General features: G+C 65.8%; 22 protein-coding genes. 11 read left to right on the plus strand and 11 right to left on the minus strand.

Annotated elements, in window-relative coordinates; genetic code table 11:
• Positions 1–5: 5 nt before the first annotated feature.
• Complete coding sequence (gene deoD, locus BOO71_RS12230) at positions 6–716, plus strand: purine-nucleoside phosphorylase (protein WP_075832682.1); 711 nt, start codon at positions 6–8, stop codon at positions 714–716.
• Positions 717–781: 65 nt separating this feature from the next.
• On the opposite strand, the gene BOO71_RS12235 is transcribed toward deoD, so the two are convergent.
• On the minus strand, positions 782–1,450 hold the full coding sequence (locus BOO71_RS12235; protein ID WP_075832684.1) for a hypothetical protein: 669 nt from the start codon (positions 1,448–1,450) through the stop codon (positions 782–784).
• Positions 1,451–1,458: 8 nt separating this feature from the next.
• Entirely contained in the window at positions 1,459–2,739 is a 1,281-nt protein-coding gene (locus BOO71_RS12240; RefSeq protein ID WP_075832686.1) for an RsmB/NOP family class I SAM-dependent RNA methyltransferase, read from the minus strand.
• A 739-nt stretch (positions 2,740–3,478) separates the two neighbouring features.
• On the opposite strand from BOO71_RS12240, the gene BOO71_RS12245 reads away from it, so the two are divergent.
• The 5 genes from BOO71_RS12245 to BOO71_RS12265 all read left to right on the plus strand — a co-directional run bounded on the left by BOO71_RS12245 (position 3,479) and on the right by BOO71_RS12265 (position 10,070).
• Positions 3,479–4,552 (plus strand): HD-GYP domain-containing protein, encoded by a 1,074-nt coding sequence (locus BOO71_RS12245; RefSeq protein WP_075832688.1) that lies wholly within the window; start codon positions 3,479–3,481, stop codon positions 4,550–4,552.
• Positions 4,553–4,666: 114 nt separating this feature from the next.
• The gene (locus tag BOO71_RS12250) at positions 4,667–5,554 is read left to right on the plus strand and encodes a phosphotransferase family protein (protein WP_075832890.1); all 888 of its coding nucleotides are present in this window, start codon (positions 4,667–4,669) and stop codon (positions 5,552–5,554) included.
• 57 nt (positions 5,555–5,611) lie between these two features.
• Positions 5,612–6,412: a hypothetical protein gene (locus tag BOO71_RS12255; RefSeq protein WP_075832690.1), complete on the plus strand. Its 801-nt coding sequence runs from the start codon at positions 5,612–5,614 to the stop codon at positions 6,410–6,412.
• Between the two features lie 126 nt (positions 6,413–6,538).
• On the plus strand, positions 6,539–8,884 hold the full coding sequence (gene recG / locus BOO71_RS12260) for an ATP-dependent DNA helicase RecG (protein ID WP_075832692.1): 2,346 nt from the start codon (positions 6,539–6,541) through the stop codon (positions 8,882–8,884).
• 310 nt (positions 8,885–9,194) lie between these two features.
• Positions 9,195–10,070, plus strand: a complete 876-nt coding sequence (locus BOO71_RS12265) for an SDR family oxidoreductase (protein WP_217694892.1) — start codon at positions 9,195–9,197, stop codon at positions 10,068–10,070.
• A 196-nt stretch (positions 10,071–10,266) separates the two neighbouring features.
• On the opposite strand, the gene BOO71_RS12270 is transcribed toward BOO71_RS12265, so the two are convergent.
• Positions 10,267–11,358 (minus strand): hypothetical protein, encoded by a 1,092-nt coding sequence (locus BOO71_RS12270; protein ID WP_254843138.1) that lies wholly within the window; start codon positions 11,356–11,358, stop codon positions 10,267–10,269.
• A gap of 163 nt (positions 11,359–11,521) precedes the next feature.
• Positions 11,522–12,034 (minus strand): gamma carbonic anhydrase family protein, encoded by a 513-nt coding sequence (locus BOO71_RS12275; RefSeq protein ID WP_075832694.1) that lies wholly within the window; start codon positions 12,032–12,034, stop codon positions 11,522–11,524.
• A 356-nt stretch (positions 12,035–12,390) separates the two neighbouring features.
• Here BOO71_RS12275 and BOO71_RS12280 point away from each other — a divergent pair, with 356 nt between their 5' ends.
• Positions 12,391–12,669 (plus strand): cold-shock protein, encoded by a 279-nt coding sequence (locus BOO71_RS12280; protein WP_029476324.1) that lies wholly within the window; start codon positions 12,391–12,393, stop codon positions 12,667–12,669.
• A gap of 191 nt (positions 12,670–12,860) precedes the next feature.
• Here the strand turns inward: BOO71_RS12280 and BOO71_RS12285 are convergent, their stop codons facing one another.
• The 5 genes from BOO71_RS12285 to BOO71_RS12305 form a co-directional block, all read right to left on the minus strand.
• On the minus strand, positions 12,861–14,438 hold the full coding sequence (locus tag BOO71_RS12285; protein WP_075832696.1) for an L-glutamate gamma-semialdehyde dehydrogenase: 1,578 nt from the start codon (positions 14,436–14,438) through the stop codon (positions 12,861–12,863).
• Positions 14,439–14,580: 142 nt separating this feature from the next.
• A complete protein-coding gene (locus BOO71_RS12290; protein ID WP_075832698.1) occupies positions 14,581–14,970 on the minus strand; it encodes a hypothetical protein in 390 nt (129 codons plus the stop codon).
• A 33-nt stretch (positions 14,971–15,003) separates the two neighbouring features.
• A complete protein-coding gene (locus BOO71_RS12295) occupies positions 15,004–15,354 on the minus strand; it encodes a hypothetical protein (protein ID WP_075832700.1) in 351 nt (116 codons plus the stop codon).
• Between the two features lie 34 nt (positions 15,355–15,388).
• Positions 15,389–16,954, minus strand: coding sequence for a DUF4127 family protein (locus BOO71_RS12300; RefSeq protein ID WP_075832701.1), 1,566 nt, complete (start codon positions 16,952–16,954; stop codon positions 15,389–15,391).
• Positions 16,955–17,245: 291 nt separating this feature from the next.
• On the minus strand, positions 17,246–18,400 hold the full coding sequence (locus tag BOO71_RS12305) for a glycosyltransferase family 4 protein (protein WP_075832703.1): 1,155 nt from the start codon (positions 18,398–18,400) through the stop codon (positions 17,246–17,248).
• A gap of 488 nt (positions 18,401–18,888) precedes the next feature.
• Here BOO71_RS12305 and hisA point away from each other — a divergent pair, with 488 nt between their 5' ends.
• Positions 18,889–19,632, plus strand: coding sequence for a 1-(5-phosphoribosyl)-5-[(5-phosphoribosylamino)methylideneamino]imidazole-4-carboxamide isomerase (gene hisA, locus BOO71_RS12310; protein ID WP_175607435.1), 744 nt, complete (start codon positions 18,889–18,891; stop codon positions 19,630–19,632).
• On the opposite strand, the gene BOO71_RS12315 is transcribed toward hisA, so the two are convergent.
• Together BOO71_RS12315 and BOO71_RS12320 are read right to left on the minus strand one after the other, a co-directional pair.
• A complete protein-coding gene (locus tag BOO71_RS12315; protein ID WP_075832705.1) occupies positions 19,629–20,948 on the minus strand; it encodes a cation:proton antiporter in 1,320 nt (439 codons plus the stop codon). The two genes, hisA and BOO71_RS12315, sit on opposite strands and share 4 nt — an antisense overlap.
• 128 nt (positions 20,949–21,076) lie before the next feature.
• On the minus strand, positions 21,077–22,252 hold the full coding sequence (locus BOO71_RS12320) for a YihY/virulence factor BrkB family protein (RefSeq protein WP_075832707.1): 1,176 nt from the start codon (positions 22,250–22,252) through the stop codon (positions 21,077–21,079).
• A gap of 54 nt (positions 22,253–22,306) precedes the next feature.
• Between BOO71_RS12320 and BOO71_RS12325 the strand changes: the two genes are divergently transcribed.
• From BOO71_RS12325 to BOO71_RS12335, 3 genes are all read left to right on the plus strand, one after another.
• Entirely contained in the window at positions 22,307–22,741 is a 435-nt protein-coding gene (locus BOO71_RS12325) for a thioesterase family protein (protein ID WP_075832709.1), read from the plus strand.
• Positions 22,742–22,839: 98 nt separating this feature from the next.
• A complete protein-coding gene (locus tag BOO71_RS12330; RefSeq protein ID WP_075832711.1) occupies positions 22,840–24,585 on the plus strand; it encodes an NAD-dependent malic enzyme in 1,746 nt (581 codons plus the stop codon).
• The gene (locus BOO71_RS12335) at positions 24,537–25,208 is read left to right on the plus strand and encodes a histidine phosphatase family protein (protein ID WP_075832713.1); all 672 of its coding nucleotides are present in this window, start codon (positions 24,537–24,539) and stop codon (positions 25,206–25,208) included. The genes BOO71_RS12330 and BOO71_RS12335 overlap by 49 nt, the downstream gene beginning before the upstream one ends.
• Positions 25,209–25,263: the final 55 nt, after the last annotated feature.

The raw sequence follows: 25,263 nt of genomic DNA on the forward strand, positions 1-25,263 counted from the left end.
TCCCCATGAGCATTCACCTCAACGCAGAAAAAGGCCAGATCGCCGAGACCGTGCTTCTCCCCGGCGATCCACTCCGCGCCCAGCACATCGCCCAGACCTTCTTTGAAAACCCCGTCCAGCACAATAATGTGCGCGGCATGCTGGGCTTCACCGGCACCTACAAGGGCCAGCGCGTCAGCGTGCAGGGCACGGGCATGGGCATCGCCAGCTCCATGATCTACGTCAGCGAACTGATCACCGAGTACGGCTGCAAGAATCTGGTCCGCGTTGGCACGGCAGGCAGCTATCAGGCAAACGTCCATGTGCGCGACATCGTGCTGGCGCAGGCCGCGAGTACCGACAGCAACATCAACCGCATCCGCTTTGGCGAGAAGACCTTTGCGCCCATCGCGGACTTCGGGTTGCTGATGCGCGCCTACCAGATCGCCCAGGAACGCGGATTCACCACCCACGTCGGCAACATCATGAGCAGCGACACCTTCTACCACGACGATTTTGACCAGTACAAGATCTGGGCCGACTACGGCATCCTGGCCGTGGAGATGGAGGCTGCCGGGCTGTACACCCTGGCCGCCAAGCACGGCGTCAAGGCGCTGACCATCCTGACCATCAGCGATCATCTGGTCACGCACGAGGTCACCACCTCTGAGGAACGCCAGCAGACCTTCGATCAGATGATCGAGGTGGCGCTGGACGCAGCTCTAGACCTGAAATAAGTTCAGTGACGCTGTGGGAGCCAGTTGGAAGTTCGATTCTTCCGACTGGCTCCTTTATTTGCAGTTCAATTCGTGTCGCTGGCCCCAAACGTCGTGTTGTCCAGAATGCTGTAGCCCAGCGCCGTGGCCGCGTCATTGCGGCTGCCCAGCGTGGACATGATGGCGCGGCCCAGCGCCTCGTAGCGGTCCACTGCCGCCTTCCATTCCTGGGGGTTGTACAGGTCATAGTCCTCGTCTGGACTGGGTTTGTACGCGCGTAAAGTGGTGATATACGCGATGTGTTCGGCGGTGGCCTGCGCGATCTTCCGGCCGTAGAGCTGCCCCGTCTGCGCGCCTAGTGAACTGCGGGCCAGGGCGGACAGGCTCTGCAACTGGTCTTCGAGATAAGGGTACATGCGCGGAATGGCGTGGTTATACAGCGTGCCGCCGCCCGCGCGGATGCCCGCCAGTTGGCCCTCCAGCGCCCGCATGTCGCGGTACTGCTGGCGCAGGCCGTCAATGCGGGCGCTGAGTTTGGGGAAGGCGGCAAGCTCCTTTTTCAACCGTGCTGCGCGGCACTCGGCCCAGTCGAAGGAGGCGGCGTCCTGATCTGCCTCGCCCCACTGCCCGGTGGCCAGCGTGGCGTATGAGCCGTCATCCAGAAGATTCGCCAGCGCGCAGTTCGGCGCGGTCTGGGCATGGGCGGAAACGCTCAGGGTCAGCAAAACAGGGAACAGCCAGCGCGCGGGATTCATGGCCCAGCTTAGCCGATGGATGAATCGGCGCGTCTACGCAGGCGGGCGATAAAGAATCCGTCGATCCCACCCTCTGGCACGGTCAGCAGGCCGTCTCCGGCGGGAACGTGTGGCACCTCCACCTCAGGCACGTCCTCGGCCACGAATTCGGGATGTGCGGCCAGAAAGTCGGCCACCACCCCCGGCCCCTCCTGCGGCGTGACCGAGCAGACCGAGTAAACCAGCGTGCCGCCCGGAGCCACCAGCGCGGCGGCGTTGGGCAGCATCCGCGCCTGCAATGCCGCCATGCCTTCAACGGCCTCCGGGGTCAGCCGCAGCTTGATCTCCGGGTGACTGCGCAGGGTGCCGCTGCCGGTGCAGGGGGCGTCCAGCAGGACGTGGGCGGCGGGCGGCAGGTCGATGGGCCGGGTCAGATCGTGGGTCAGGAATTCGGCCTTCAGGCCCAGGCGTTCCAGGTTGGCGCTGGCCTGCTCGTGCTTGCGCGGCAGCAGGTCCACGCTGGTCACCTGTGCGCCGCGCGCGGCCAGCATGGCGGCCTTGATGCCCGCGCCCCCTGCCAGATCGAGGACACGCTGGCCGCCCACATCTCCCAGCGCGTCCACGCAGGCCAGACTCGCCGGGTTGATCGGCTGCGCCCAGCCGCGCGCAAACGCCTCGGTCTCACGCAGAGGACGCGACAGTTCCACGCGGTCTGTCCCCTGGGGGCCGGGTTGCATGCGGCTGCCCTCGGTTTCCAGAGATTGAAAGCCCGCGTCGGACACGCTCAGCCACAGCGGTTGCGGCGTCAGCAGGTCGGCGAAGATGGCGTCGGCGTCCTCGCCATACACCGTGCGGTAGATGTCGGCCAGCCAGCCGGGTAGTTCGGTGCGTGTTACCTCCGACGGCGCGGGGGCCTCGATGCGGCGCAGCACGGCGTTCACCAGACCCGGCGGGGCCAGCCGTGCGCCGCGCGCCAGATTCACGTACTCGCTGACCACCGCGTGCGGCGGCGTTTCCAGATACAGCTTTTCAAAGGCCCCGGCCAGCAGCAGCGTGCGGACCTTGGGGTGGGTATCCCCGGTCAGCATCGGCGTCAGCGCGGTGTCCAGGCTGGGAAAATGGCGCAGCGTGCCGTAGACGATGTGCGTCGCCAGCCCCGAGTCGCGGCCCGGCAGCCGGGCGGTCTGAAGGGCGGCGTCCAGCGCGGGCGCGGCAAAGCTCTCGCCCGCCACCACACGCAGCAGCACCCGCACGGCCAGCTCGCGGGCGGGATTAAAGGTTTCGGGTCTGGGCCGGGGGGTAAACGTCATTCAGCGCCAGCATACGGTCTGCGGTGGGGGTTAAGGGAGTGGGATTCGGGCCGCCAGGGCTACCGCAAAGTCCCCAAGTCCGGTTTTAAGTCTGCCATGCCCGCACAACCCCTCTCCTGCGGAGCAGTGCCAGTCCGGCCCTACGGGTCACCTCCCCTTAGAAGGGAGGCAAGGAGATTCCTGCGCTGGACGATCTTTCAGGCCCCTTGGCTCCCTTTTGAGGGGAGCTGGCTGCGAAGCAGACTGAGGGGTTTGCTTTCCAGTTTGCCGCACTCTTACCCCCTGATGCTGACTTTGCGGTAGCCCTGATTCGGGCCGCCCACATGCAAAACGGCCCTGCCATCTTCACTCGGACGGCAGGGCCAGCAACTTTGCGGGCGGGTTGTCGATGCTCTCCGCTGTGTGGAAGGCCCCGCCCGAAAGTGAAGTCAGTCTGCCCCGCCGCCGCTGCCCGTGCATCCGCCGAAAGTCGCAGGGTGGCTAAGCCAGATGGCGGGTGGGTGGGCAGATGGAAGGTGCAGATAGAGGGCACAGCCCATGCTTCGGGAGGGTGGCGGTGTCGCTCACATCTGTCGCAGGTTGTGGCCCCCCTCTCTCCCCCCCCAGCGAATCCGGGAGGGGGAAAGTCCGTTCTTCACAGCGTCCCTCCTGAACCGGGGGGCTGAGGCGGGCCAGCCTGCCCTGTCTGCCAGATGTTTCACGCCCCCCTTCTCCGGGACGCGGCTATACTGCCTGCAAAATGTTCCGACGCCCCCGCCCCCCCCAGCCGCCCCCGCTCGCGTCCGCCGAGGCCCGCGTTCCTGCTTCCAGTGCCCCTGCGGGCGATATGGAAGCGGTGCGTGTGCTGAACGATCTGCTGGCGCGCCCCACCCATGAAGGCGTGCTGGAAGGCGCGCTGAGCCACGCCAGCTTTCTGCTGGGCGGCAACCTGCGCGGCTACGCCGTGACGCACCGGTCGCAGGGCCAGGACCGGGCCGCACCGGACAGGTCCGCACAGGACCGGGTGGCGGCGGTGTTCGGCTACCCCAAGGCGCTGGTCGGCACGCCGCTGTCCGGCCCCTGGGCCACCCTGCGTACGCGGGTGCTGAACGACGGCTCAAGCGAACTGTACGCGGCCAACCCGCCGGAGTTGCACGGCATTCTGGATACCTGCGGGATGCGGGATGTGGCGCTGTCGCTGGTCGTGCCCGTCAATGACCGGGGGCGCAATCTGGGCGCACTGGTGCTGGACCGCAACACCTCGGAGGACCTTGGGACTGCCGCGCAGGAACTGGTCACGCGCTGGGCCACCGCCATTGCGCCGCTGCTGGGGCTGCTGGAAAGCCGCGAGGAATGGAAACTGACCGCGCGGCAGGTCAGCAGCGCGGTGGTGGAAGCCTTTGAGAGCCAGGAATTCGACGGGCTGGGGCATGCTCAGGCCGTCGCCGAGGCCAGCGTGAAACTGGGCCGCGCGGTGGGTCTGGCGGACCGCGAACTGGACGAGCTGTGGTTTGCCGCCACCCTGCACGATCTGGGCAAGATCCACGGCGAGAAGGGCCACCCCCAGGTCGGCGCGAACTTCCTGCACGGCGTGCCGCATCTGGCGCAGGCTCAGAAGGCTGTGCGCCACCACCACGAGCGCTGGGACGGTCAGGGCGAACCCGACAAACTGGCCGGGGAAGACATTCCGCTGTATGCCCGCATTCTGGCCGTCGCCAACGCCTACGTGCGGCTGGGCGACTTCGAGCGGCTGCGCGGTCAGGCGGGCAAGGGGCTGGACGCCCGGCTGGTCGGCCTGATGGAAAAGGTCAGCGCCGAGTCGCCTGCAAAATGAACGGCCTGTTCAGGTCTGGTGGGATCAGGACCGTTGTGGTCGGCACGGTTGTGGTCGGTACTGTCGTGGTCAGCGCTGCTGTGGTCGGCACTGGGCCGCTCCGGTGAAACGGGCGTGACCCTGCGTCCCACCCCTTCCGGCACGGCGCGGCCCCAGCACTTTCCGGAACTGGAGGCCCGCTACGGCCCCTTGACCCCGATGAATTCGGGGATGCAGAGCCGGGTGTACACCACTCAGGACGGCGTGGCGGTGGTCAAGGTCTACCGCAACCGCAAGGGCCAGCACCGCACCGAGGCGCAGAACATGCTTCAGGCAGGTATGGACGGCTGGCTGCTGGGCGTCACCGAGGCCGACGGCGTGGAAGCGCTGGTGATGCGCCGTTTCGCGGGTCATCCCCTGCGCGCCAGCGATGTGCCGCGCGCCCTGCCCCGCCTGCGCCAGATCGTGGCCAGGCTGCACACCCAGCAACAGGGCCGCGTCGATCTGGACAAGGTCCGCGAGCGCCTGATGCGCTTTCGCAGCGCCCTGGCCGCCTACCCGCTCTCGGACCTGTTCGAGGCGGTGGAGCTGCCGCTGGAGCGTGGCCTGCTGGATCAGCCCGCCGCTTTTTGCCACCTGGACATGTGGCACGACAATATCCTGATCGCGGACGATTCAGACATGGCGCGTGCTGGTCAGGACGGCGCTGGCCAGGGCGGGGAAGAGGTGCTGCTGATCGACTGGACGCGCGCCGACTGGGACGATCCGCTGCGTGATCTGGCCCTGCTCAAGACCGGCACGCTGGACCTGCTGGGGGCCGGGCGCAGTCTGGAGGCGGCGCTGAGCTTCCTGCCAGACCACGCCCCCGCCACCCTGACCCGTTACCGCGCTTACCTTGCCCTGACCACACTGCACGATCTGTACTGGTTTTTAATGAACGAACCCTACGAGTTTGATAGCCAGAGGGAATTCAAGGTAACCCGCGCCCGGCACGCGCTGGGACGGCTGCCGGAGAACGGCTGAATATGGTCTGGGCCGCCTGATTTGATCCTCTCATCGCTGCAAGGTTAAGGTGACGACATGAACAGATCAGTCTGGCTCGCCGCGCTGCTGTTGTGTGGGACCGCCGCCGCGCAGGGCGACGACGTCTTCAAGTGGGTCACCAAACCGGGGAAGGGCATACAGATGGCCCAGATTGACAGCATTTATTACGACGGCTACCTGATGCCCACGCCCACGGGAACAGCCTTCCGCGAAGACACCCTGCTGCTGCTCAGGGACGGCACGGTCTACTCCGGCCTTCAGGTATCGCCCGCCGATCTGGACGTGGCCGCGTCGCGTAAAAATGAACCCGACGAGTGGGGCAAGTGGAAAAAGCAGGGTCAGAAGGTGCTGGTGCAGGACCCCGACACCGGGAAGTGGGATGAGATTTCTGGATTCAAAGTGGTGCCTGCCACGCCCAACGAGCGGGTCGGGATCACGGTGGAGGCGGCCAACGCAGTGAGCTTTGGCTCGTTCGGCGGCTTCAGCACCTTCGACACGTTGACCTTCAACAAGGACGGCACCTTCGAGAGATCGGGCGTCACTATCGGCGGTGGCGGCACGGCGCAGGCTGCTGGCGGCGTCTCGGTGGGCAGCACCAGTACATCGGGCAAGGACGGCTGCTCCAGTGCCACCAGCACCAGTTCTTCTGCGGGGGCAGGCGGAGGCGGCAGCACATCGAACTGCGGCAAGGACAATCAGGGCAAATACACACTGAACGGCTACACGGCTGAGTTTCGCAGCGCCAGCGGCAAGACGCAGCGGGTCCTGTTTTTTTTCTGGGATAAGAAGAAAAAGGACCTGTTTATTGGCGACACGACATTCTCGAAAGAGGAGTAGAGGGCCAGAGAGGAGTAGAAGGCCAGAACAGCGCTGCCGTTCCACATGGCGGACCCCATCACCGACGCCCGCCCGCGCCTCTGCTAGCCTGCGGCCCGAAAGCTGGAACAGGGGGGGTGAGGAAGCATGGCAACAGTGGCAGAACTGCGCGAACGGCTGAGGCGGCCCCTTGCTGCCGAACTGGCCGCCGGGTGTCAGAACCACGTGGTGGCCGGGGGCGTGGACAAATTGCTGGCCTCGCCGCTGGGCAACCCCTTTCCCAAAATCCGCGAGGTGCTGGGCGGCTATGGCGAACTGAGCGTGGGCGAGCGCGAGGAGGTGCTGAAAACGGCGCTGGCGGCCCTCTCGGATGGGGAGAAAGCCAAACCTGCCCGGACTCCGCGCCCTGTCGCCAGGCAGGCCGTCCCCACCGCTGCCCCTGGCGAACGCCTGCCCATCGACGCCCCGCTTGCGCGGTTGGACACCGGCCCCGGCGGAGCGCGCAAATTGCAGACGCTGGGCCTGCATACCCTGCGCGACGTGCTGCACGCTTACCCACACCGCCATGAGGACCGCCGCGCACTCCCTGATCTGTCCGATGTGGAGGAAGGCCAGAAGGTCACCGTAGAGGGCCGCGTGGTCGCCAAGTCGCGCCGCAACCCGCGCCCCGGCATGCTGGTCATCGACGTGACGCTGGAAACGCCGTCGGGCGGGCGGGTCAAGGCGACGTGGTTCAACCAGCCGTGGGTGGAAAAACAACTGCGCGAGGGTGCGCGCCTGGTTCTTACCGGGCGGGTCAAGAAATTTGGCCGCAGCGTTCAACTGGGCGTGGAACATCTGGAAACGCTGGAAAATGCCCAGGACAGCCTCAGCACCGGGCGCATCGTGGGCGTGTACGACGCCAAGGACGGCATCTCGCAGGAGTTCCTGCGCCGCGCGGCCTTCCGGGCGCTGGGGGCCGCGCCGCTGGACGATTACCTGCCCGTCCACTGGCGTGAGAAGTACGGCATCACCGATCTGGCCGACGCGCTGTGGGGCCAGCACTTCCCGAGTGATGAGGCACATTTAAGCCGGGCCACCTCCCGCCTGCGCTTCGACGAGTACCTGTTCCTAGAGTTGCGGATGCTGCTTCAGGGCGAGGATTCGGTGTTGCAGGGCAAACGCTTCCAGGCCACGGGTGACGACATCAACCGCTTCGAAGCCGCCCTGCCCTTCCGATTCACCAACGCCCAGCGCCGCGTGCTGCTGGAAATTACCGACGACATGCGCGGCGATCAGCAGATGGCACGGCTGATCCAGGGCGATGTGGGCAGCGGTAAGACGGCGGTGGCCGCCTGCGCGCTGTATCTGGCCGTGCGCGACGGCTACCAGGGCGCGCTGATGGCCCCCACCGAGATTCTGGCGCGGCAGCACTACACCAACCTGCGCGGCTATCTGGGCCAACTGGACGTGCGCGTGGGCCTGCTGATCGGCGCGATGACCCCCAGGGACAAACTGGAGATGCACACCCGTATTGCCGAGGGCGAGGTGGACGTGGTGGTGGGCACCCAGGCCCTCATTCAGGAAAACGTGCGCTTCGACAACCTGGGGCTGGCGGTGGTGGACGAGGAACACCGCTTCGGCGTCCAGCAGCGGCGCAAATTGCTCGCCAGCCGCCCGGACGTGCTGGTGATGTCGGCCACGCCCATCCCGCGCAGCCTCGCCCTGACCGCTTACGGCGATCTGGAGCTGAGCATCATCGACGAACTGCCGCCGGGGCGCACGCCCATCGAAACCAAGCTCTTGCAGGACACCCACCGCGTTCAGGCATATGGCTTCGTGATGAAACAGATCCGCGAGGGCCAGCAGGCGTTCGTGGTCACGGCGCTGATCGAGGAAAGCGACACGCTGGAACTGCTGGCCGCCACCCAACTGGCCGAGGATTTGAAGGTCATCCTTCCCGAAGCCCGGATTGACCTGCTGCACGGGCGAATGAGCGCCGCCGAGAAGGACCATGTGATGGAACGCTTCCGCGCCCACGAGTTCGACATTCTGGTGTCCACAACAGTGATCGAGGTAGGCGTTGACGTGCCGAACGCCACAGTCATGGTGATCGAGAACGCCGAGCGCTTCGGGCTGGCGCAGTTGCATCAGCTCCGGGGCCGGGTGGGGCGTGGGCATCAGCAGAGTTACTGCGTGCTGATTGCCGGAGAACACAGCCAGAAGACCCGCAAACGCCTCAAGATCATCGAGGGCAGCACCGACGGCTTCGTCATCGCGGAGGCAGACCTGAAGTTGCGCGGCCCCGGCGAACTGCGCGGCACCCGCCAGAGCGGCATCCCCGATCTTCGGCTGGCCGATCTTGCCAATGATACCGAGGTCATCGAACGCGCCCGCGAACTGGCCAAGCACATCCTGGCGAACGATCCCCGGCTGGAGCATCCGCGTCTGCAATATCTGCGCAGCGAGTTGCAGAACCGCAGCGAGAGCGTGGCTTACCGCGAAGTGATCTGAGCGAGGAGAACCCACCCCTGATAATAAATGGACAGGAGTCCAGCTCAATCCTGGAGCTTTTTTCATATTTTCTTTGGAGCAAATCAAGGAGCAGTGAACACGCTCTCATCAAGTGGTGACAACGCTGTGACAGGAAATCGTTTACTCTGTCATCACAGCGCACAACTTAAAGGTGGGCCGGGTGAAGTCCACAGCGCCGAGGGACCGGATCGAAAAAGGATCGGGTCCTTTCTTTTGCCCTCGGGTGGGTGGCCTTGATCTGGCGTCCACACACCCTGTTGTGCCTGCGCCTGCCCCGTATGCTGGACAGATGACCGTATCCACGACGCAGGACACACAGAGCATGCAGGGAAGGTCCGTGCTGGTCACGGGCGCGACGGGCGGCATTGGGCTGGAAACGGCGCGGGAGCTGGCGCGGCGGGGGGCTGCCGTGACGGTGCTGGGCCGCAACCCAGAGAAAACTGCGCGGGTGGCCGCAGAGATCGGGGCCGCTGGAACGCTGATCGCGGACCTCGCGGAAATGCAGCAGGTGCGGCAGGTGGCCGCCGAATTCCGGGACCGCGTGGGCAGTCTGGACGTGCTGGTCAACAACGCCGGGGCCTTTTACACCGAGCGCCACGAAAGCCGCGAGGGCACCGAGTTGACCTGGGCACTCAACCACCTCGCCCCCTTCCTGCTGACGCGTGAACTGCTGCCTTTGCTGCGTGCGGGCAAGGCTTCCAGGGTGGTCACGGTATCCTCGGGGGCGCATGCGATGGGCCGCATTCGTTTTGATGATCCAGAATTCCGGCGCGGCTACAGCGGCTGGGCTGCCTACGGCCAGAGCAAACTGGCCAACATTCTGTTCACGCGCGAACTGGCGCGGCGCAACCCCTGGCTCCAGGCGAACACGCTGCACCCCGGTTTCGTCTCCACTGGTTTCGGGCAGGACAACCCGCTGTTCTCACTGGGCAGCCGCCTGGGCATCAGCCCACAGCAGGGCGCGCAGACCAGCATTCATCTGGCCGCAGATCCCATCGGGGGATCGGGCCGCTACTTCGTGGAATCGCGCGAGACGCTGCCCGCCGCGCAGGCACTGGACGACGGCGCGGCGTACAGGCTATGGATGCTCAGCGAGGAATACGTGGGTGGCGCGGCCTACCTGCCCTCAGATGTGGAAGGGCGCGGTCAGCAGCCCGCCCACTGATCATAAGGACTCCGATTGGAAGGTGTTGGAAACACCTGGAAATCCGAGCGGAGCGAGAAGGAGGAAAACGGGTTCCGGGCGTGAAGTGGAGGAATCGGCGCTGTCCCGATTTCTGCACGAAACAGACGGAATCCGTATCAGAACAGCAAGCGGGGCGAGGATGGATCACCTCGCCCCACTCCTTTCGCTTTTGGGGCTAGACCTCGCGGATGTATCCAGTTTTCAGGAAGCTGTGGACCATCGGCTCCAGATCGTGCAGCGCGGCGTCCGAACGCATGGCGTACTCGGCGGGGGTCAGCTTCTCGCCCAGCGCCCTGATAAACGCCAGACCGGTCGCGCCGTACTCGTTCTTAAATACCTGATACACGTCGGTGATGGCGTTCATGCCGTCGCGGCCCCGCAGGGTCAGGTTGTAATGGTGGTGCGCCCAGCCCGCCAGACTGCGCGGCAGGATCAGCGTCTGCGGGCGCAGCGGGGCCGGAAATGCGCCCTCATAGGGCAGGGTGGCGGGTAGCGTCGCCACGATCTCGCCACGCGCGTAGAAGATTGCCCCGGTGGGCCGCGCGTGCAGACCGGTGAAGTCCTCGGTCAGGTTGAACTTCCAGGCCCGCGAACCGATGCCGCTCAGGACGTGGGCATAGACCGGACTCAGCGGGTGGGCACTCAGCGACGCGCCCTGTTCGTACAGGTTGAGCAGCTCGCCCAGCGCCTGCTCTCCGGTGGCGCTCGCGGCGGCAGCGGTGACGGTTCGGCCCTCGAACAGCAGCACGTAGGCGGTCTGATCGCCCAGCACGGCGTACAGGTAGCCGTACCAGGAATGCTCGTGCAGGTATTTGAGAAAGGCGTGCAGATCGCAGAAACTCTCGTTCAACCCGGCATAGGTGGGCGGCGAGTGCGGCAGGAACCGCGCCAGAAACGGGGACGCGCCGGGGAACATGGGCGTCAGTTCCGGGACCAGTTCGGCCAGCTCCTCGGCGGGGACAGTCGGGGGTTGTGTAACGGGTATCTGTGCTGCGGGGTCCTGCGGGGCGGATAAGTTCTGCGCCTGAGCCTCTGGGGCGGAGGGCTGGGGTGACATGGCCTGCGGCGAGGGCGTGACCCGGATCGTTGAGGCGCGGGGCGCTGTCGGTTCCGGGGAGGCCGACGGCTGCGCGGCCTGTTCTGTCTCAGGCTGGACAGGCTCCGGGCGCGCCTGCGCGGGCTTGCGCTGTGTTTCCGCGCGCAGAGTTTCCGGGCGCTGTATCGCTGGGCGTTTCGGCTTCTGGGGTGAATTGGGATCGTCGGTCACGGATGCTCCACCAGTTCCTTTGGGGCTTTGGGGCGCTTGGCTGCGCTCATTTTGTTGGCTTGTTTTGTTGGGGGCGGACTCTTCACGAACTATTCGCCGGACGGGAGAACTCCGGTCTGATCCTCTTGAAAAGCTGCCGCGCTGCCCTGGACATTCTGGCGAATCATCTGGGGCGAATCACCTGGAGGTGTCCATTGTAGCGGGCCGCATTCTGAACGTAACGGAGGGCGTGTTCGCCCTGAGATACGGGGCGCACCACACGGGCGGGAACGCCCAGTGCCAGCATACCGTCTGGGACGTGTGCGCCTTCCGGCAGCAGCGCGCCTGCGCCCAGCACGGCCCCCGCGCCTAGGCTGGAGCCGCTGAGCATCACCGCGCCCATGCCCACCAGACTGCCCGCCCCGCACACTGCGCCGTGGACGATGGCCCGGTGGCCTACCGTGACGCCCGGCCCCAGCACGCAGGGATGCCCGGCGTCGGTGTGCAGCACTGCGCCGTCCTGCACGTTGCTGCCCGGCCCCACCGTGATGGCCTCCACATCGCCGCGCAGCACTGCGCCAAACCACACGCTGGCCTGCCCGGCAACGGTCACCCGTCCGATCAGATCGGCGCTGGGCGCAATAAAAGCAGTGGCGTCAACCTGGGGAAAGAGTCCATCGAGAGCGTAAAGCGGCATGTGTTCCTCCGGGGCCGGGCCAGTGAACCGTCCTGGCCCCACACCCGGCAGATCGCAATGGTCTTGCGTTCAAGGTATCACCCTGTCTCCACACGTCCCTTTCTGGCGCCTGCCTCAACGGGGTTTCTCAAGGCAGAACAGTCCGGCACGGCTCGCTTTGAACCCGGTTCAAAAACATGTCTGGGACGCGCCTGAAAGGTGCCTGAGTGCCAGAGCGTCATCCCCACATCTTCATGCTTCTACATTCAAGGGGCAGAACGTGCGATACTACAGCGGTCTCAAGCCCCGCGCCATTTTGCGGTTGCAGCCCAGAGGGCGGCTTACCGGGCGGCGGACTTGGAGATGTAAGGAGATTTATGGCTCAAGGACGAGTAAAGTGGTTTAACGTTGAGAAAGGCTACGGTTTCATCGAGCATCCGGGTAACCCCGACGTGTTCGTGCACTACAGCGCCATTCAGAGCGGCGGTTTCCGCAAGCTCAACGAAGGCGACGAAGTGGAATTCGAAGTCGAAGCTGGTCAGGGCAACAAAGGCCCACAGGCCAAGAACGTCGTCGTGACCAACGCTGCACCTGCCCCTATGGGTGGCAACGGCGGCATGGGCGGCGGAAACCGGGGTGGCGGCAGCCGCTGGTAAATCCCTGATCATCTGATCAGGACTTCAACTTTTCTTTCTCCTGCGGGCGCTTTCGGGCGTCCGCTTTTAATGTGCGGGGACTGGAGAGATTGGGCATCCTCTGTACTCACTAGCCCGTTCCGAGAGTCTGTTTGTTCAGGTCAAGGAAAAGAGCAGACGCCACTGCCGACGCCTGCCCTCCCGGTTCAAGATCAGTAGCGCTGGGCTATCGTCTTCGTTTGCAGGAACCAGAACAGGTAATCGGGGCCGCCTACCTTGGCGTTGGTGCCGCTCATGCCGTAGCCGCCGAAAGCATGGGTACCGCTCAGCGCCCCGGTACATTTGCGGTTCAGGTACAGGTTGCCCACCTGCATCAATCTGCGCGCCTCGGCCAGTTTGTGCGGATCTCGGCTGTAGAAGGCGGCGGTCAGGCCGTAGTCGCTGTCGTTCGCCAGTTCGATGGCGTGTCGCCAGTCACGCGCCCTGGAGAAGGCCAGGACCGGGCCGAAGATTTCCTCCTGAAACAGGGGATTGGTGCTGTCCACGTCCGCGAAGATCGTTGGTTGCACGTAACCGCCCTCGCGTTTGCCCACATCTGCGCGTTCGCCGCCCAGCACCAGCCGGGCCGTCTTCTTGCCGCTCTCCACGTACTTCATGATGCGTTCGGCGCTGCCCGCGCTGATCACCGGGCCGAGGGGCGCGTTGTCTTCGGGAAGGCCAACCTTGACCTCTGACGCCAGTTTCGTGACCATTTCAAGCAGGCTGTCATAGATGCTCTCTTCGGCAATCACGCGGCTGCACGCGCTGCATTTCTGGCCTGCGTAGCCGAAGGTGCTTTGCACGATGCCCAGCGCGGCTGCTTCCAGATCGGCGTCGGCGCAGACCACTGTGGGGTCCTTGCCGCCCATCTCGGCCATCACGCGCTTGAGCCATTTCTGGCCGGGCTGCACCCTGGCGGCGCGCTCGAAAATGCGGCACCCGATCTCGCGGCTGCCGGTAAAGGCCACCATGCGGATGTCCTTGTGGTCCACCAGCGGATCGCCCAGCACGTCGTCGGTGCCAGTCAGGAACTGAATCACACCCCGGGGCAGTCCGGCCTGATACAGCAGTTCCACCATCAGCAGACTGCTCAGCGGCGTTTCGGAGGCGGGTTTCCAGATCACGGTGTTGCCCGCCGCAATAGCGCCCAGCGCCATGCCCAGCGGAATCGCGCTGGGAAAGTTCCAGGGGCTGATGCAGGCCACCACGCCAATTGGTTCGTACACGGTGGTGACATGCTCGTCGGGCATCGGGTAGACCGGCTTGCCTGCCGCCCAGCGTAGGGTTTCGCGGGCAAAGACCTCGAAGTGGTCCACCGATTCGGCCACCTCGCCGTCGGCCTCGGGCCAGTTCTTGCCGTTTTCCAGGGTCATGACCGCATTGAATTCCATGCGTCGTGCCCGCAGCAACTCCCCGGCCCGTTTGAAGATGGTGGCGCGTTGCAGCGGATCGCTGAAGCGCCAGTCCTCAAAGGCCGTTTTCGCGGCGGCGATGGCGTCCTCCAGTTGCTCGGGCGTGGCTTTTGGGAAGTGCCACACGGTCTCGCGCGTGTCGGCGGGGTTGCGGATCCCGAAGGTCTCGCCGCCCTCTATCCGCTGGCCGCCGATGTACAGGGGAAAGGTTTGCCCGACGTACTTCTCGCGCACCTGCCGAAACGCCGCACGCTGCAAATCCGCCACGTCCGGCTGAGTGAAGTCGAAATAGGGTTCGTGCCCGAAAGGCAGAAAACCGCCTGCAAGACTGTCTGTCATCTGTGCCTCCTTGTACTTGAGGCAGAGGCTAACACGCCCGTCAGAACGGACGGAGCAGCTTTTTCAGGCGCTCCGATCCAGTTGAGATGGGTTGTTGCGAGATGGGTGTTCCTAAGCGCAGACCTGTCAAATGCAAAGTCGGCTAGCGGGGCGCGATCTGTCCATCCTCCGCGATTGCCACACGCAGGGGCAGGGTGGGTGAGGCGAGGGTGGTGCTGACCTCGGGACGATCCGGCAGCTTGACCTGAAACCGCAGTGTTCCCGGCGTAAAGTCCTGCTCGACGGCCCAGACGCGGTCCACGCCCAGTTGCCGCGTCGCTGCCGCCTCGCCCGCCTGAACCGAGACGGTCACGATCTGGCCGCTGGCATTGATCACGCGCACATCCGGGCGGGGAATGGTCAGCCAGGCACCCAACGCGCATAGCCCGAACAGAACCGCGCCCACGGCCAGCCGTGCCGGGGTGGCCGGGGGCCGTTTGCGGACGATTGAGCCAGCGGTGAAAAGGGGCTTGCGGGTGCGGGACTCGGTCACGGGGCTATTGTGCCCCACAGGCGAAGGTCGGCCTCACTGCACTTCGATGCGTCCGCCCTGACCCACCACGAACGACGGGCGGCTTCCGGTGGTCTTTGGCGAGTGGGAAGCCGACTGGCGCTGACCGCCTGCTTCCTGCACGGTCAGTTTGACCTGCCCCGTCTGCGCCCGTTCCAGCGGGATACGCCAGGTCTGGTGAGGCCACAGGTGTTCGCGGTGCAGGCAGTCGCCGCCGCTCTGGCAGACCGTCAGGCCGCCGATCACCGCGCCGCTGCGGTTGGCCACCTGCACCCCTGCCGCCTGGAACAGCAGCAGATACAGCCACAGGGCCAGGGTCAGGAAGGCCAGGGCAGCGGCAGTGGGAAGGGCCAGACGGTCACTCATGCCCTCAAAGTTACACACGGCGGTCTGCCGCGCATCATACAAATGGCCCATCGCCTGCCGGGGATGGCCTATGTCCCTCGATGGCGGACACTTTTACCTTCAGCGGAAAGATGCCCGTAAAGAGCCGGGGCCACGCCAGATGTGCCGCGCCCGCTTCCAGCTCCAGCCCAAGCTCAGAGAAATGCCGCTGCCACAGCGCTTCGATGCGCGGTGTGATGATCTCGCGCAGGTGGGCCTCTGCCGCCTCCCGCTGTCCGGCCAGATCGAAGGGGCTGGGATTATCCAGCCGCTCCCGCACTTCCGAACGGGCGAACGCCTGATACAGCGCGTCGTCCACCATCCGCGCGAACAGTGCTTCAGCGTGGGCGGCCCGGTCCGTCACCAGGGGTGCGAGTTTGCCGAAGGCGATGGCCGTTCCCAGCGTGTTGCCCGCCGTATTCCAGGCGCTGAAGCCTGCCAGCTTCGCCAGAGGCAGCCCCTGGATCAGCGTCCACAGCCGCCGCTCGGCCCCGTTGGGATAGGCGATGTCGGCCAGCGAGACCGTGCGCCCGGCTTCCAGATCGGCCCGTAGCGCGTCCACGAAGGCGGGCAGGTGACGGTGTGGCGTGTCCACCGTGGCAAAATCCGGCTGTCGGTTGGCCTGCCGTAGTCCAGGAGTATTGACGGCCAGCACGAAGACGGCCTCATCTGGCGTGTCGGCCAGCACGCAGCCCGCCGCGCGCAGGTGGGCGCGGACCAGTTCCCCGGCGGGGCGGTCCTCGTAGATCATCTCCGCGCCAGCGCCGCCCAGACCGCTGTAGCGCACCCACACGCGTGCAGTTGCCGGGGCCAGCGCCCGTGCCAGCAGCGCGCACGGCACCTCGTCCGCGCTGGGATAGATGTCCAAATGCTGCCACACGTCCAGCTCGTCGGCCCGCGCTTCCAGCATTCGTCGGTCATAGGCGGCCAGACCGTACGGCGTGGTGTCGTCCAGCGTCAGGCACAGGTGACTCAGCACGCCCGCCGCGAGCAGGTCCAGCGCGGCCAGATGCAGGGCGCGGTTGCGTTCGCGGGTGCCCGTCCAATCGGCCAGGATATCGGCGGGCAGGGCGGTGCGTGCGACTTCCAACGCTTCAGCTTCTGCTATGCCGTGGCGGGCGTGACGGTCAAACGCCGCGCTGTAGGTCCGCAATTCGCGCCCCCACTGGCCGTAATACGGTTTTTCCTCGTGCGGATCGTTGTCGTGGGCCACCCGCACGATGACCCCGAAGGCGTAAATCTGGAGGTCCGGGTGCTGGCGCTTGATCTCGGCCAGCACGGCCAGCCGCTCCAGCACTGTCTCCAGCGGGTCCGAGACGCGCCGCGCCGGAATCATGCCGCCCAGACACAGGGTTTCCAGACAGACGATCAGGATGTCCGCCTGCCCCGCCTCCCCCAGCAGCCAGTCCCTGAGAACACTGGTTTTCCCCGGCGTGAAGAAGTCCGGTAACGCCTCAGCGGGCGGCACGCGCACGGCGGCCCCAGTCATGGTGGCGAGTTGCGCGGGCAGCTCAAGCGTCTGCGGGCGGGTGTCGGGCGGAATCAGCAGCACCGTGGGCGGCTTGTCGGATGGAGGACGCATCGGCCCTCAGCGTAATTCACAGAGCGGGGCAGTGGGCGGAACCCGTCGTCGCATACGGATTCCGTCTGTTTCGTCAACAAACCGGGAAAGCTCCGGTTCGTTCACTCCACGCCCGGAACCCGTACTTCGCCTTCTCGCTCTCGTCATGAACAGACTGTCGTCGTGAGATAGCACCCGTATGGGGCTACTCCTCCTCAGGAGGACGCTCTTCCTCTGCTGGCGCAGCTCTGCGAGTCCCGCTCGGATTTCATCGTTTTTGCAAACGATTCAATCGGAGTCCGTCTCACTTGCTCAGGCTTTCTGTCTGCGGTGGCCTGCCCGCACCCGCTCGTAAACCTCTTCCAGTGCCTGCGCCCGTTGCGGTAGATCGTACCGGGCGGCGCTGGCCCGCGCCCCTGCCTGCAACGCGCCCAAGCGGTTTGGGTGCAGGGCGAACAGCAGGCCGTCGGCCAGGGCCTGCGGGGTGGCCTCGCGCACGGTGCCGTTGATTCCCTCTCCGATCAGGTCCAGCGCGGCGGGGCTGTGGGCGGCCACCAGCGGCGCGCCCGCTGCCAGCGCCTCGATCATGCTCATGGGCAGGACCTCGCTGGTGCTGGCGGTCAAGAAGGCGTCGGCGGCGGCCAGCGCTTCGGGCACGCGGGCGTAGGGGACCGGGCCGGTGAATCTCACGCCCTCCGGGGCGTCCCTGGCCGCAGACAGGCGGCTGGGACCGTCGCCCACCACCAGCAGGCGCAGTTCCGGGCGGCTGGCCCGCGCCTGGTCGAAGGCCCGGATCATCACCTCCAGATTCTTCTCCGGGGCAAGTCGGCCCAGATACATCACCAGCGGCGCGTCCAGGGGAATGTGATGCTCGGCCCGAAAGGCGCTGCCGTCTGCGGCCTGGAACGCCGCCAGATCCACCGGATTGGGAAACAGCTCGACATGTCCCGAATAACCGTAGCCGTGCAGCATCTGCACCATCGCGCGGCCCGGGGCCAGCACGGCGTCCACCCGGCGGGCAAAGGCGCTGACATGCGGGCGCAGCATGGCGCGGCCCAGGCGCGGGGGCATCGGCGTGTAGTGCAGGTATTCGTCGTACTGGGTGTGCGCCGTGAACACCACCGGAGCGCCCGACAGCCGGGACCACTTCAGCGCCAGTCCCCCGGCCAGAAACGGGTGCATGGTGTGCAGCACGTCCAGATCGCGCAGCGGCAGGCGGGAAGTCAGCAGCGGGCCAGGGGCCAGCAGCACCGGGTAATCCGCCGGAGCGCCCAGCGCCCGCGCCCCCAGAAACGAGCTGTTCAGGCGGTACACGCCGTCCTCGCGCGCGGGCATCAGCGGATGGCGCGGGGCGAACACGCGGACCTCATGGCCGCGCTCCCGCAGACCGCGCACGAACAGCGCCGTGCTGGTGGCCACGCCGTTGCGGGACGGCAGGTAGGTCGCGGTGATGATCCCGATTTTCACACTGGGCGGCAGTCTAGAGCATGGCGGCGGGGAGGGTGAACAGGACGGCGGGCCGCTGAGGAATGGATTCGGCAGGCTAACTGTCTCAGCTCCGAGAGCAGCAGGACTTACGCGATACCACTCGGCAAACCGAGAAACACGGTCTTTTCTGCCTCCCTCCTTGCGGGGGAAGCTGGGAGGGGGGAACCGTAAGCGCCGTCCCAGCGCGGCCAGAGAAAAATGACATCTTGCGAAAATCAGCGCAAAGCCAAACATGAGAGACTTGTCTGCATCATCCAGCAGTTTATGGATAACTGGCACAGCTCGTCCGCGAGAGGGTTGGGGAGGAGGTCAGGCGAAGTGGCCTCCCTGGGCTACTTTTCGGGCAAGACATCCCAAGCCTTTTCCGCATTTCGCGTCAGTCCTGAGCAGGTCAGGTAGAGGCTGAAGCTCTGTCTTTCGCCGTTTGGCCGTTAGACGGTTTGAGCGCCGTCCACCCCCTCCTCGCTATGCTGCCTGCCATGACTGCCTCCAGCCCTTCTCCCGCCGCGCCCCTCATCATTCCCTGCGTGGATATCCAGTCGGGCCGCGCCGTGCGCCTGTACGAGGGCGATCCTGACCGCGAGACCGTGTATTTCGAATCGCCGCTGGAAGCCGCGCGCCACTGGGTGGGCCTGGGCGCGGGGCTGGTACATCTGGTGGACCTGGACGCCGCCACAGGAAGAGGCGAGAACCGCGCGGTGATCGCGCAGATCGTGGCCGAACTGGGCGTGCCGGTGGAGGTGGGCGGCGGCATCCGGGACCGCACCGGGGCCGAGGCACTGCTGAAAAGTGGCGTGGACCGGGTGGTGATCGGCACTGCCGCCGTCAAGAACCCCGAATTGGTGGCCGAGCTGATCGCCGCGCACGGCCCCGAACGGGTGGTGGTCAGCCTGGACGCACGCGGGCTGGAAGTCGCCACCCACGGCTGGGCGCAGGGCAGCGGCCTACAGGTGGCCGAGCTGACGCCCCGGCTGGCCGAGGCGGGTCTGGAAACCCTGATCTTCACCGACGTGACCCGCGACGGCACCCTCAAGGGCCTGGACCGCGAACTGATGCGGGAGGTGCGGCGGCTGTGGACCAATACCCTGATCGTGGGCGGCGGCGTCGCCAACACGGACGACGTGCGCCTGCTGGCCCAGGAAGGCATTCAGGGGGCCATCGTGGGCCGGGCCATCTACGAGGGCACGCTGGCGTATCCAGTCAGCCTCTAACCCGCTTCCGCCGCCGCCGTCGCGCGCCGGGCCAGTTTCGGGATGGTCAGCCCCTGCACCAGCAGGCTGAAGATCACCACGCCGTAGCTCAGGACCAGCAGGGTGTTGCGGAAATCGCTCTCGGGCACGGTGAAAGCCAGGGCCAGGGTCACGCCGCCGCGCAGGCCAGACCAGATCATCAGGCGGCGGGTGTACGGCGGAAAGGTGTCGCGCCGTTTCAGCAGCGTGATCGGCAGCCACACGCCCAGCGCCCGCGCGCCCAGCCCCAGCACGATCACGGCGGGCAGCAGCGCCAGCAGGGGCCAGCCCAGGTCCAGGCTCAGGATCTCGAAGGCCATCAGCGTGAACAGCGCGGCGTTCAGCAGGTAGTCCACGAAATTCCAGAAGGTGGAGAGGTGATCGTGGATGGCGTCCAGCCGCGCGCGGTTCTGGTTTTCCCAGCGGGCAAAGACTTCCCTGGTCTGGGCCGCCGTCTGAATCTTGCGGCGCACCACCTGAAGCAGCGCCACCAGCGTCAGGCCGCTCATGACCGCCGTGACGGGCGCGCTGACCTCCAGTTGTCCGGCCAGCGCGCCGCCGCCCACCACCAGCGCCAGCGTGATGACCAGCCGGGTGTTCTCGTCCAGCGCCGTGCGGCGGATAAAGGCGAAGGCCACCCAGCCCAGCGCCGCGCCCAGCACCAGCCCGCCCAGCATCTCGCGCCCGAACAGCAGCAGCGTGCTGGCCAGGGTCACGTCCTGCGGGTTGGGCGGCAGCAGAGACACCAGCACGGTAAAGGCCACCACGCCCACGCCGTCGTTGAACAGCGATTCCCCGGCGATCAGCGATTCCACCCTGTCCGGCACTCTGGCGGCCTTGAGCAGCGGCAGGGCCGCCACCGGATCGGTCGGGGCGACGATGGCCCCGAACAGCAGCGCCGCCACCCACGGAACAGGCATGCCCGCCCACTGGAGCAGGTAATAGAAACCGCCCCCCAGCGTCAGCAGCGTGATCAGGGTGGTCAGCAGGGTCACGGCGATCACGGACAGGCGCTGCTCGAACAGCAGGCGCACGTTGATCTGGATGGCGCTGGCGAACAGCAGGAAGCCCAGCAACCAGTCGAAGACCAGCGCGCCGAAGGGCAGCGAGGTCACGGTGGCCTGGAACTGGTTGGCCAGCGGCACGCCCAGCCGGTCCAGCGCGGCCACGCCCCCGGCCAGCAGCAGCCCGCCGATCAGGATGCCGATGGTGGGGGGCAACTTCCAGTAGCGGCTGTTGATGAACGACAGCGCCGCCAGCAACACCATGAAGATTCCGAAGGTTTCGCTGGATGCCATGCGGTCAAGTATGCCGCCCGCGTCTGTGGGCCTTTTTCTTTATGTTGCGCTGGCGTAGTGTGGGGGCTGCCCGTTGTCGCTGAGGCTGCCGCTGCCCGTCAAACCCGCCTTTTAAAACCTGGCTGCACCTACTTCCCCTTGCCACCGGTCCAGCCCAGCAGCCGCAGCACGATCACGGCGGGCACGGCCAGCACGGCCCGGACAGCGTTCCAGACGGTGCCTCGTACGCTGGGCAGCAGCCGTCCCTGCGCGTGGGTGGGGGCGTGGGGCAGCACGCGCGGCAGCTTTGCGTTGGCGGTGTCCAGCAGTTCGCCCAGACGGCCCGGCAACGGTGACCCCTTCTGTTTCTCCTTCTCCCGGCTGGCCTCCAGCTCCTGTGCGGTGGGTGTGGTGTCGATCTGCGCGCCCTTTTCCACCAGCGCGGCCTTCTTGTCCACGCTGCCCGCGCCGCCCGCGCCAGAACCAAATTTCTGGGAATACACCCAGGTCACCTCCGCGCCGAAGAAGAAGACCATGCTGGAAAAGTAGATCCACAGCAGCAGCAGCACCAGCGACCCGGCGGCCCCGAAGGCGCTGCCCGGTGCGGCGCGGCCCAGATAGATGCCGATGGCGAGCTGCCCCAGCGTGAACAGCACCGAGGTGATGGCCGAGCCGACCCAGACCTCTTTCCACTGCAATTTGACATTGGGCAGCGTCTTATACAGCGCGGCGAACACCAATGTCAGGATGCCTGCGCTGACCACGAAGGTGGCGACGCGCACGAACAGCGTGCCCAGGCCGATGGCCTCGCCCAGTTGCTCGGCGATGGCCGACAGGTAGGTGTTGCCGATCAGAAAGGCGATGATGATCACGCCGATGCCGATCACCAGCGCAAAGGACAGCAGCCGCGACTTGATCACGTTCAGGATGCCGTTGCCCTTGGGCGGTTCCGCGCCCCACAGCGTGTTCAGGGCGTCCTGAAGCTGTACGAACAGCCCGGTGGACCCCATGAACAGCGTCACGAAGCCCAGGATGCTGGCCCACAGCGTCGATTGTTGCAGTTTGCTGCCGTCGGGCACGATGCCCTTGACGAATTCCACGGCGCTCTGGTTGAGGTTGTCGGCCAGGAACTCGAACAGCCGTTCCTGCACGTTGGCATTCGAGAGCAGCCCACTGGCGACGGCCAGCACGAAGAACAGCAGCGGCGCGATGGCGAAGATGGCGTAATAGGCCAGGGCGGCGGCCAGACGCGGGGCCTTGTCCTGGCTGAACGCCAGCGCGGCTTCCCGCAGCAGGGTGAATAGATTGGCGGGCGTGAACCTCATGCGGGCAGTCTAACGGGCAGGCCCGCACACGCCCGGTTGACCTAATCTGAAGGTATGCGCCCCATTCCTGACGGTTTCACGCAGACCCTGACCCTGATGGTGACCGACGAGATGACCGTCGATTTCGGCGAACTCGGCGCGGTTCATCCGGTCTACGCCACCTACTGGATGGCCAAACACTTCGAGGAGGCGGGCCGCAAGATCATCCTGCCGTTTCTGGAAGACGGCGAGGGCGGCATCGGATCGCAGGTGGAGGTGATCCACACTGGCCCAGCGTTGCCCGGCATGACCGTGACCGTCACCGCCACCTTCACGGGTCAGGCGGGGCGGCGCATCCACGCCAGCATGCGCGCCGTCACCGAACTGGGCGACGAGATCGGCCACGGCAGCACCACGCAGGCGGTCTTGCCACAGACGCGTATCGACGCCAATTTTGAGGCGCTGCGGGCGCGCTGGGCTTCCAGAGGCGTGGGGGAGAGCAACCCCTGACCCCTTCCATTGGCCACTCGGGCTGGGCCGACAAACCACTTTGACTTCTAAGTAAATGGACATGGGCAGGGTTCCGGCCCGCTATGCTGGAGGGCAGTATGCCCAAATCTCCCTCCGTGTCCCGGTACTACGACGTCAAGCGCGATGAACAGGGCAACCGTTTTATCGACGTGCAGGTCAGCGGTCTGGCGCTGTTGCAAAACCCGCTGCTGAACAAGACCACCGCTTTTACCCCAGAGGAGCGCCGTGACCTGGGCCTGGAAGGGCTGATCCCGCCGCATATCAGCAGCTTCGAGGAGCAGAAGGATCGCACCTACCACCGTTACTCGCGCTGCATCAACGACCTGGAAAAGCACGAGTACCTGCGCGCCCTCCAGGACCGCAACGAGGTGTTGTTCTTCGGCGTGCTGGAAGACCACCTGGAGGAAATGCTGCCGATCATCTACACCCCCACGGTGGGCGAGGCGGTCAAGTTCTTCTCCAGCAACTACCGCTACCCGCGCGGCTTCACGGTCAGCACCCAGGACATTGACCGGGTAGAGGACATGCTGGAAAACGTGACCGTCAACGACGTGCGGATGATCGTGGCCACCGACAGCAGCGCGATTCTGGGCATCGGGGACCAGGGCTTCGGCGGCATGGCGATCAGCATCGGCAAGCTCTCGCTGTACACGGCTGCGGGGGGCGTCGGCCCCGATAAGACGTTGCCCGTCGAGCTGGACGTGGGCACCAACCGTCAGGACCTGATCGACGATCCGCTGTATCTGGGCGTTCACCACAAGCGCCTGACCGGGGCCGCCTACGACGAGTTTCTGGATTCCTTCGTGGAAGCCGTTTCCGCCCGCTACCCCAAGGCGATCATCCAGTGGGAGGATTTCTCGCGCGGCACGGCCTTCCGGGTGCTGGAGCGCTACCGCAAGGTGGTGCCGTCCTTTAACGACGACATTCAGGGCACCGGGGCGATGGCCCTGGCCGGAGTGATGAGCGCGGCCCGAATCAAGGGCGAGCGCCTCTCCGAGCAGGTCTTCGTGATCGTGGGCGCGGGCGCGGCAGGCATCGGTGTGGCCACCGCCATCCGTCAGGGTCTGGAGGCCGACGGTCTGAGCTACGACGAGGCCAACGCCCGCGTGTACGTGGTGGACCGCCACGGCCTGCTGATGCACGGGCAGGACGATCTGGAAGCGCAGCAGATGAGCTTCGTGCGCCGCAAGGAAGACATCGCGGACTGGACCTATGCGGGCGACTATCCCACCATGCACGGCGTGATCGTCAACGCCCGCGCCACCGCGCTGCTGGGCTTTACGGGCGTGCCGGGCCTGTTCAGGCAGGAAAGCGTGGAGGCCATGCTGGACCACACGCCGCGCCCGATCATCTTTCCCCTCAGCAACCCCAGCAGCCACGTCGAGGCGCAGCCTGCGGACCTGATCAAATGGACGAACGGCGGCGCGATCATCGCCTCCGGCAGCCCTTTCCCGGATGTGGAATACGGGGGCAAGAGCTACCCGGTGGGGCAGGGCAACAACGCTTTTATCTTTCCCGGCCTGGGCTTCGGGGCAGTGGCCGCCCGCGCCCGCGAGATCACCGACAACATGGTGATGGCCTCGGCAAAAACGCTGGCGGAATTCACCACGGGCTACGGCGAGCGCGTGTACCCGCCCATCAACGATCTACGCGAGCTGAGCATCCGTGTGGCAGTGAACGTGGCGCGGCAGGCGATCACCGACGGCGTGTGCGCCGAGCGCCGGATTCGCACCATGACCGACGAGCAACTGGAAACGGTGATCCGGGACCGCGCGTGGCTGCCCCAGTATCTGCCGCTGCGAAAGGCAGGCGGAGCAGAGTAGACGGTTCAGCAACCACCTTCTACCTTCTGCGCCACGGCCAGACCGTCTGGAATGTGGAGGGCCGGGGCCAGGGCCGCCGGGATTCCCCGCTGACCACGCTTGGAGTTCAGCAGGCTCAGCATCACCGCCAGACGTTGGCCGCCCTGCCCCTGACCCGCGCCTACGTCAGTCCGATGGGCCGCGCCCTCACCACTGCCCGCCTTGCGCTGGAGGGTCTGGGCGTGCCGCTGACCGTGCTGGACGATCTGGCCGAAGTGGATATGGGAAAAGTGGCAGGTCTGCTGCCTTCTGAGCGACTGGCCCGTTTCCCACTGCTGGCCGAAGTGCGGAAGCGCGACAAGTACCGCACGGTCATGCCCGGCGGCGAGAGTTACGAGACAGCCTCGCCCCGCGTGGCCCGCGCTCTGCAACATATCCAGGAGGATGGGCCGGGGCATGTGCTGATCGTGTCCCACGAGATGATCGGCAGGCTGCTGCGGATGCATCTGCTGGGCCTGACACCCGAACAGGCAATGACCCTGCGCCACCCACAGGACACCATCTACCGGATTGAGGCTGGGCAACTGACCATGAGCGTGGGCGGCCAGCCCTTCCAATCCCACCCTCCCTCACCCCGCCCCTGACCACCTCGCCCTAAACTGAGGGGGTGAAGAGGTTTGCGGTGAGCGGTACGTGTTC

Origin of the sequence: Deinococcus marmoris (assembly GCF_001949125.1) — a bacterium.
GTDB classification, from domain to species: Bacteria; Deinococcota; Deinococci; order Deinococcales; family Deinococcaceae; genus Deinococcus; species Deinococcus marmoris_A.

Coding starts and splice junctions, on each gene's coding strand:
- deoD (WP_075832682.1), top strand. CDS start 6: ATGAGCATTCACCTCAACGCAGAAAAAGGCCAGATCGCCGAGACCGTG.
- BOO71_RS12235 (WP_075832684.1), bottom strand. CDS start 1,450: ATGAATCCCGCGCGCTGGCTGTTCCCTGTTTTGCTGACCCTGAGCGTT.
- BOO71_RS12240 (WP_075832686.1), bottom strand. CDS start 2,739: ATGACGTTTACCCCCCGGCCCAGACCCGAAACCTTTAATCCCGCCCGC.
- BOO71_RS12245 (WP_075832688.1), top strand. CDS start 3,479: ATGTTCCGACGCCCCCGCCCCCCCCAGCCGCCCCCGCTCGCGTCCGCC.
- BOO71_RS12255 (WP_075832690.1), top strand. CDS start 5,612: ATGAACAGATCAGTCTGGCTCGCCGCGCTGCTGTTGTGTGGGACCGCC.
- recG (WP_075832692.1), top strand. CDS start 6,539: ATGGCAACAGTGGCAGAACTGCGCGAACGGCTGAGGCGGCCCCTTGCT.
- BOO71_RS12265 (WP_217694892.1), top strand. CDS start 9,195: ATGACCGTATCCACGACGCAGGACACACAGAGCATGCAGGGAAGGTCC.
- BOO71_RS12275 (WP_075832694.1), bottom strand. CDS start 12,034: ATGCCGCTTTACGCTCTCGATGGACTCTTTCCCCAGGTTGACGCCACT.
- BOO71_RS12280 (WP_029476324.1), top strand. CDS start 12,391: ATGGCTCAAGGACGAGTAAAGTGGTTTAACGTTGAGAAAGGCTACGGT.
- BOO71_RS12285 (WP_075832696.1), bottom strand. CDS start 14,438: ATGACAGACAGTCTTGCAGGCGGTTTTCTGCCTTTCGGGCACGAACCC.
- BOO71_RS12295 (WP_075832700.1), bottom strand. CDS start 15,354: ATGAGTGACCGTCTGGCCCTTCCCACTGCCGCTGCCCTGGCCTTCCTG.
- BOO71_RS12300 (WP_075832701.1), bottom strand. CDS start 16,954: ATGCGTCCTCCATCCGACAAGCCGCCCACGGTGCTGCTGATTCCGCCC.
- hisA (WP_175607435.1), top strand. CDS start 18,889: ATGCTGCCTGCCATGACTGCCTCCAGCCCTTCTCCCGCCGCGCCCCTC.
- BOO71_RS12315 (WP_075832705.1), bottom strand. CDS start 20,948: ATGGCATCCAGCGAAACCTTCGGAATCTTCATGGTGTTGCTGGCGGCG.
- BOO71_RS12320 (WP_075832707.1), bottom strand. CDS start 22,252: ATGAGGTTCACGCCCGCCAATCTATTCACCCTGCTGCGGGAAGCCGCG.
- BOO71_RS12325 (WP_075832709.1), top strand. CDS start 22,307: ATGCGCCCCATTCCTGACGGTTTCACGCAGACCCTGACCCTGATGGTG.
- BOO71_RS12330 (WP_075832711.1), top strand. CDS start 22,840: ATGCCCAAATCTCCCTCCGTGTCCCGGTACTACGACGTCAAGCGCGAT.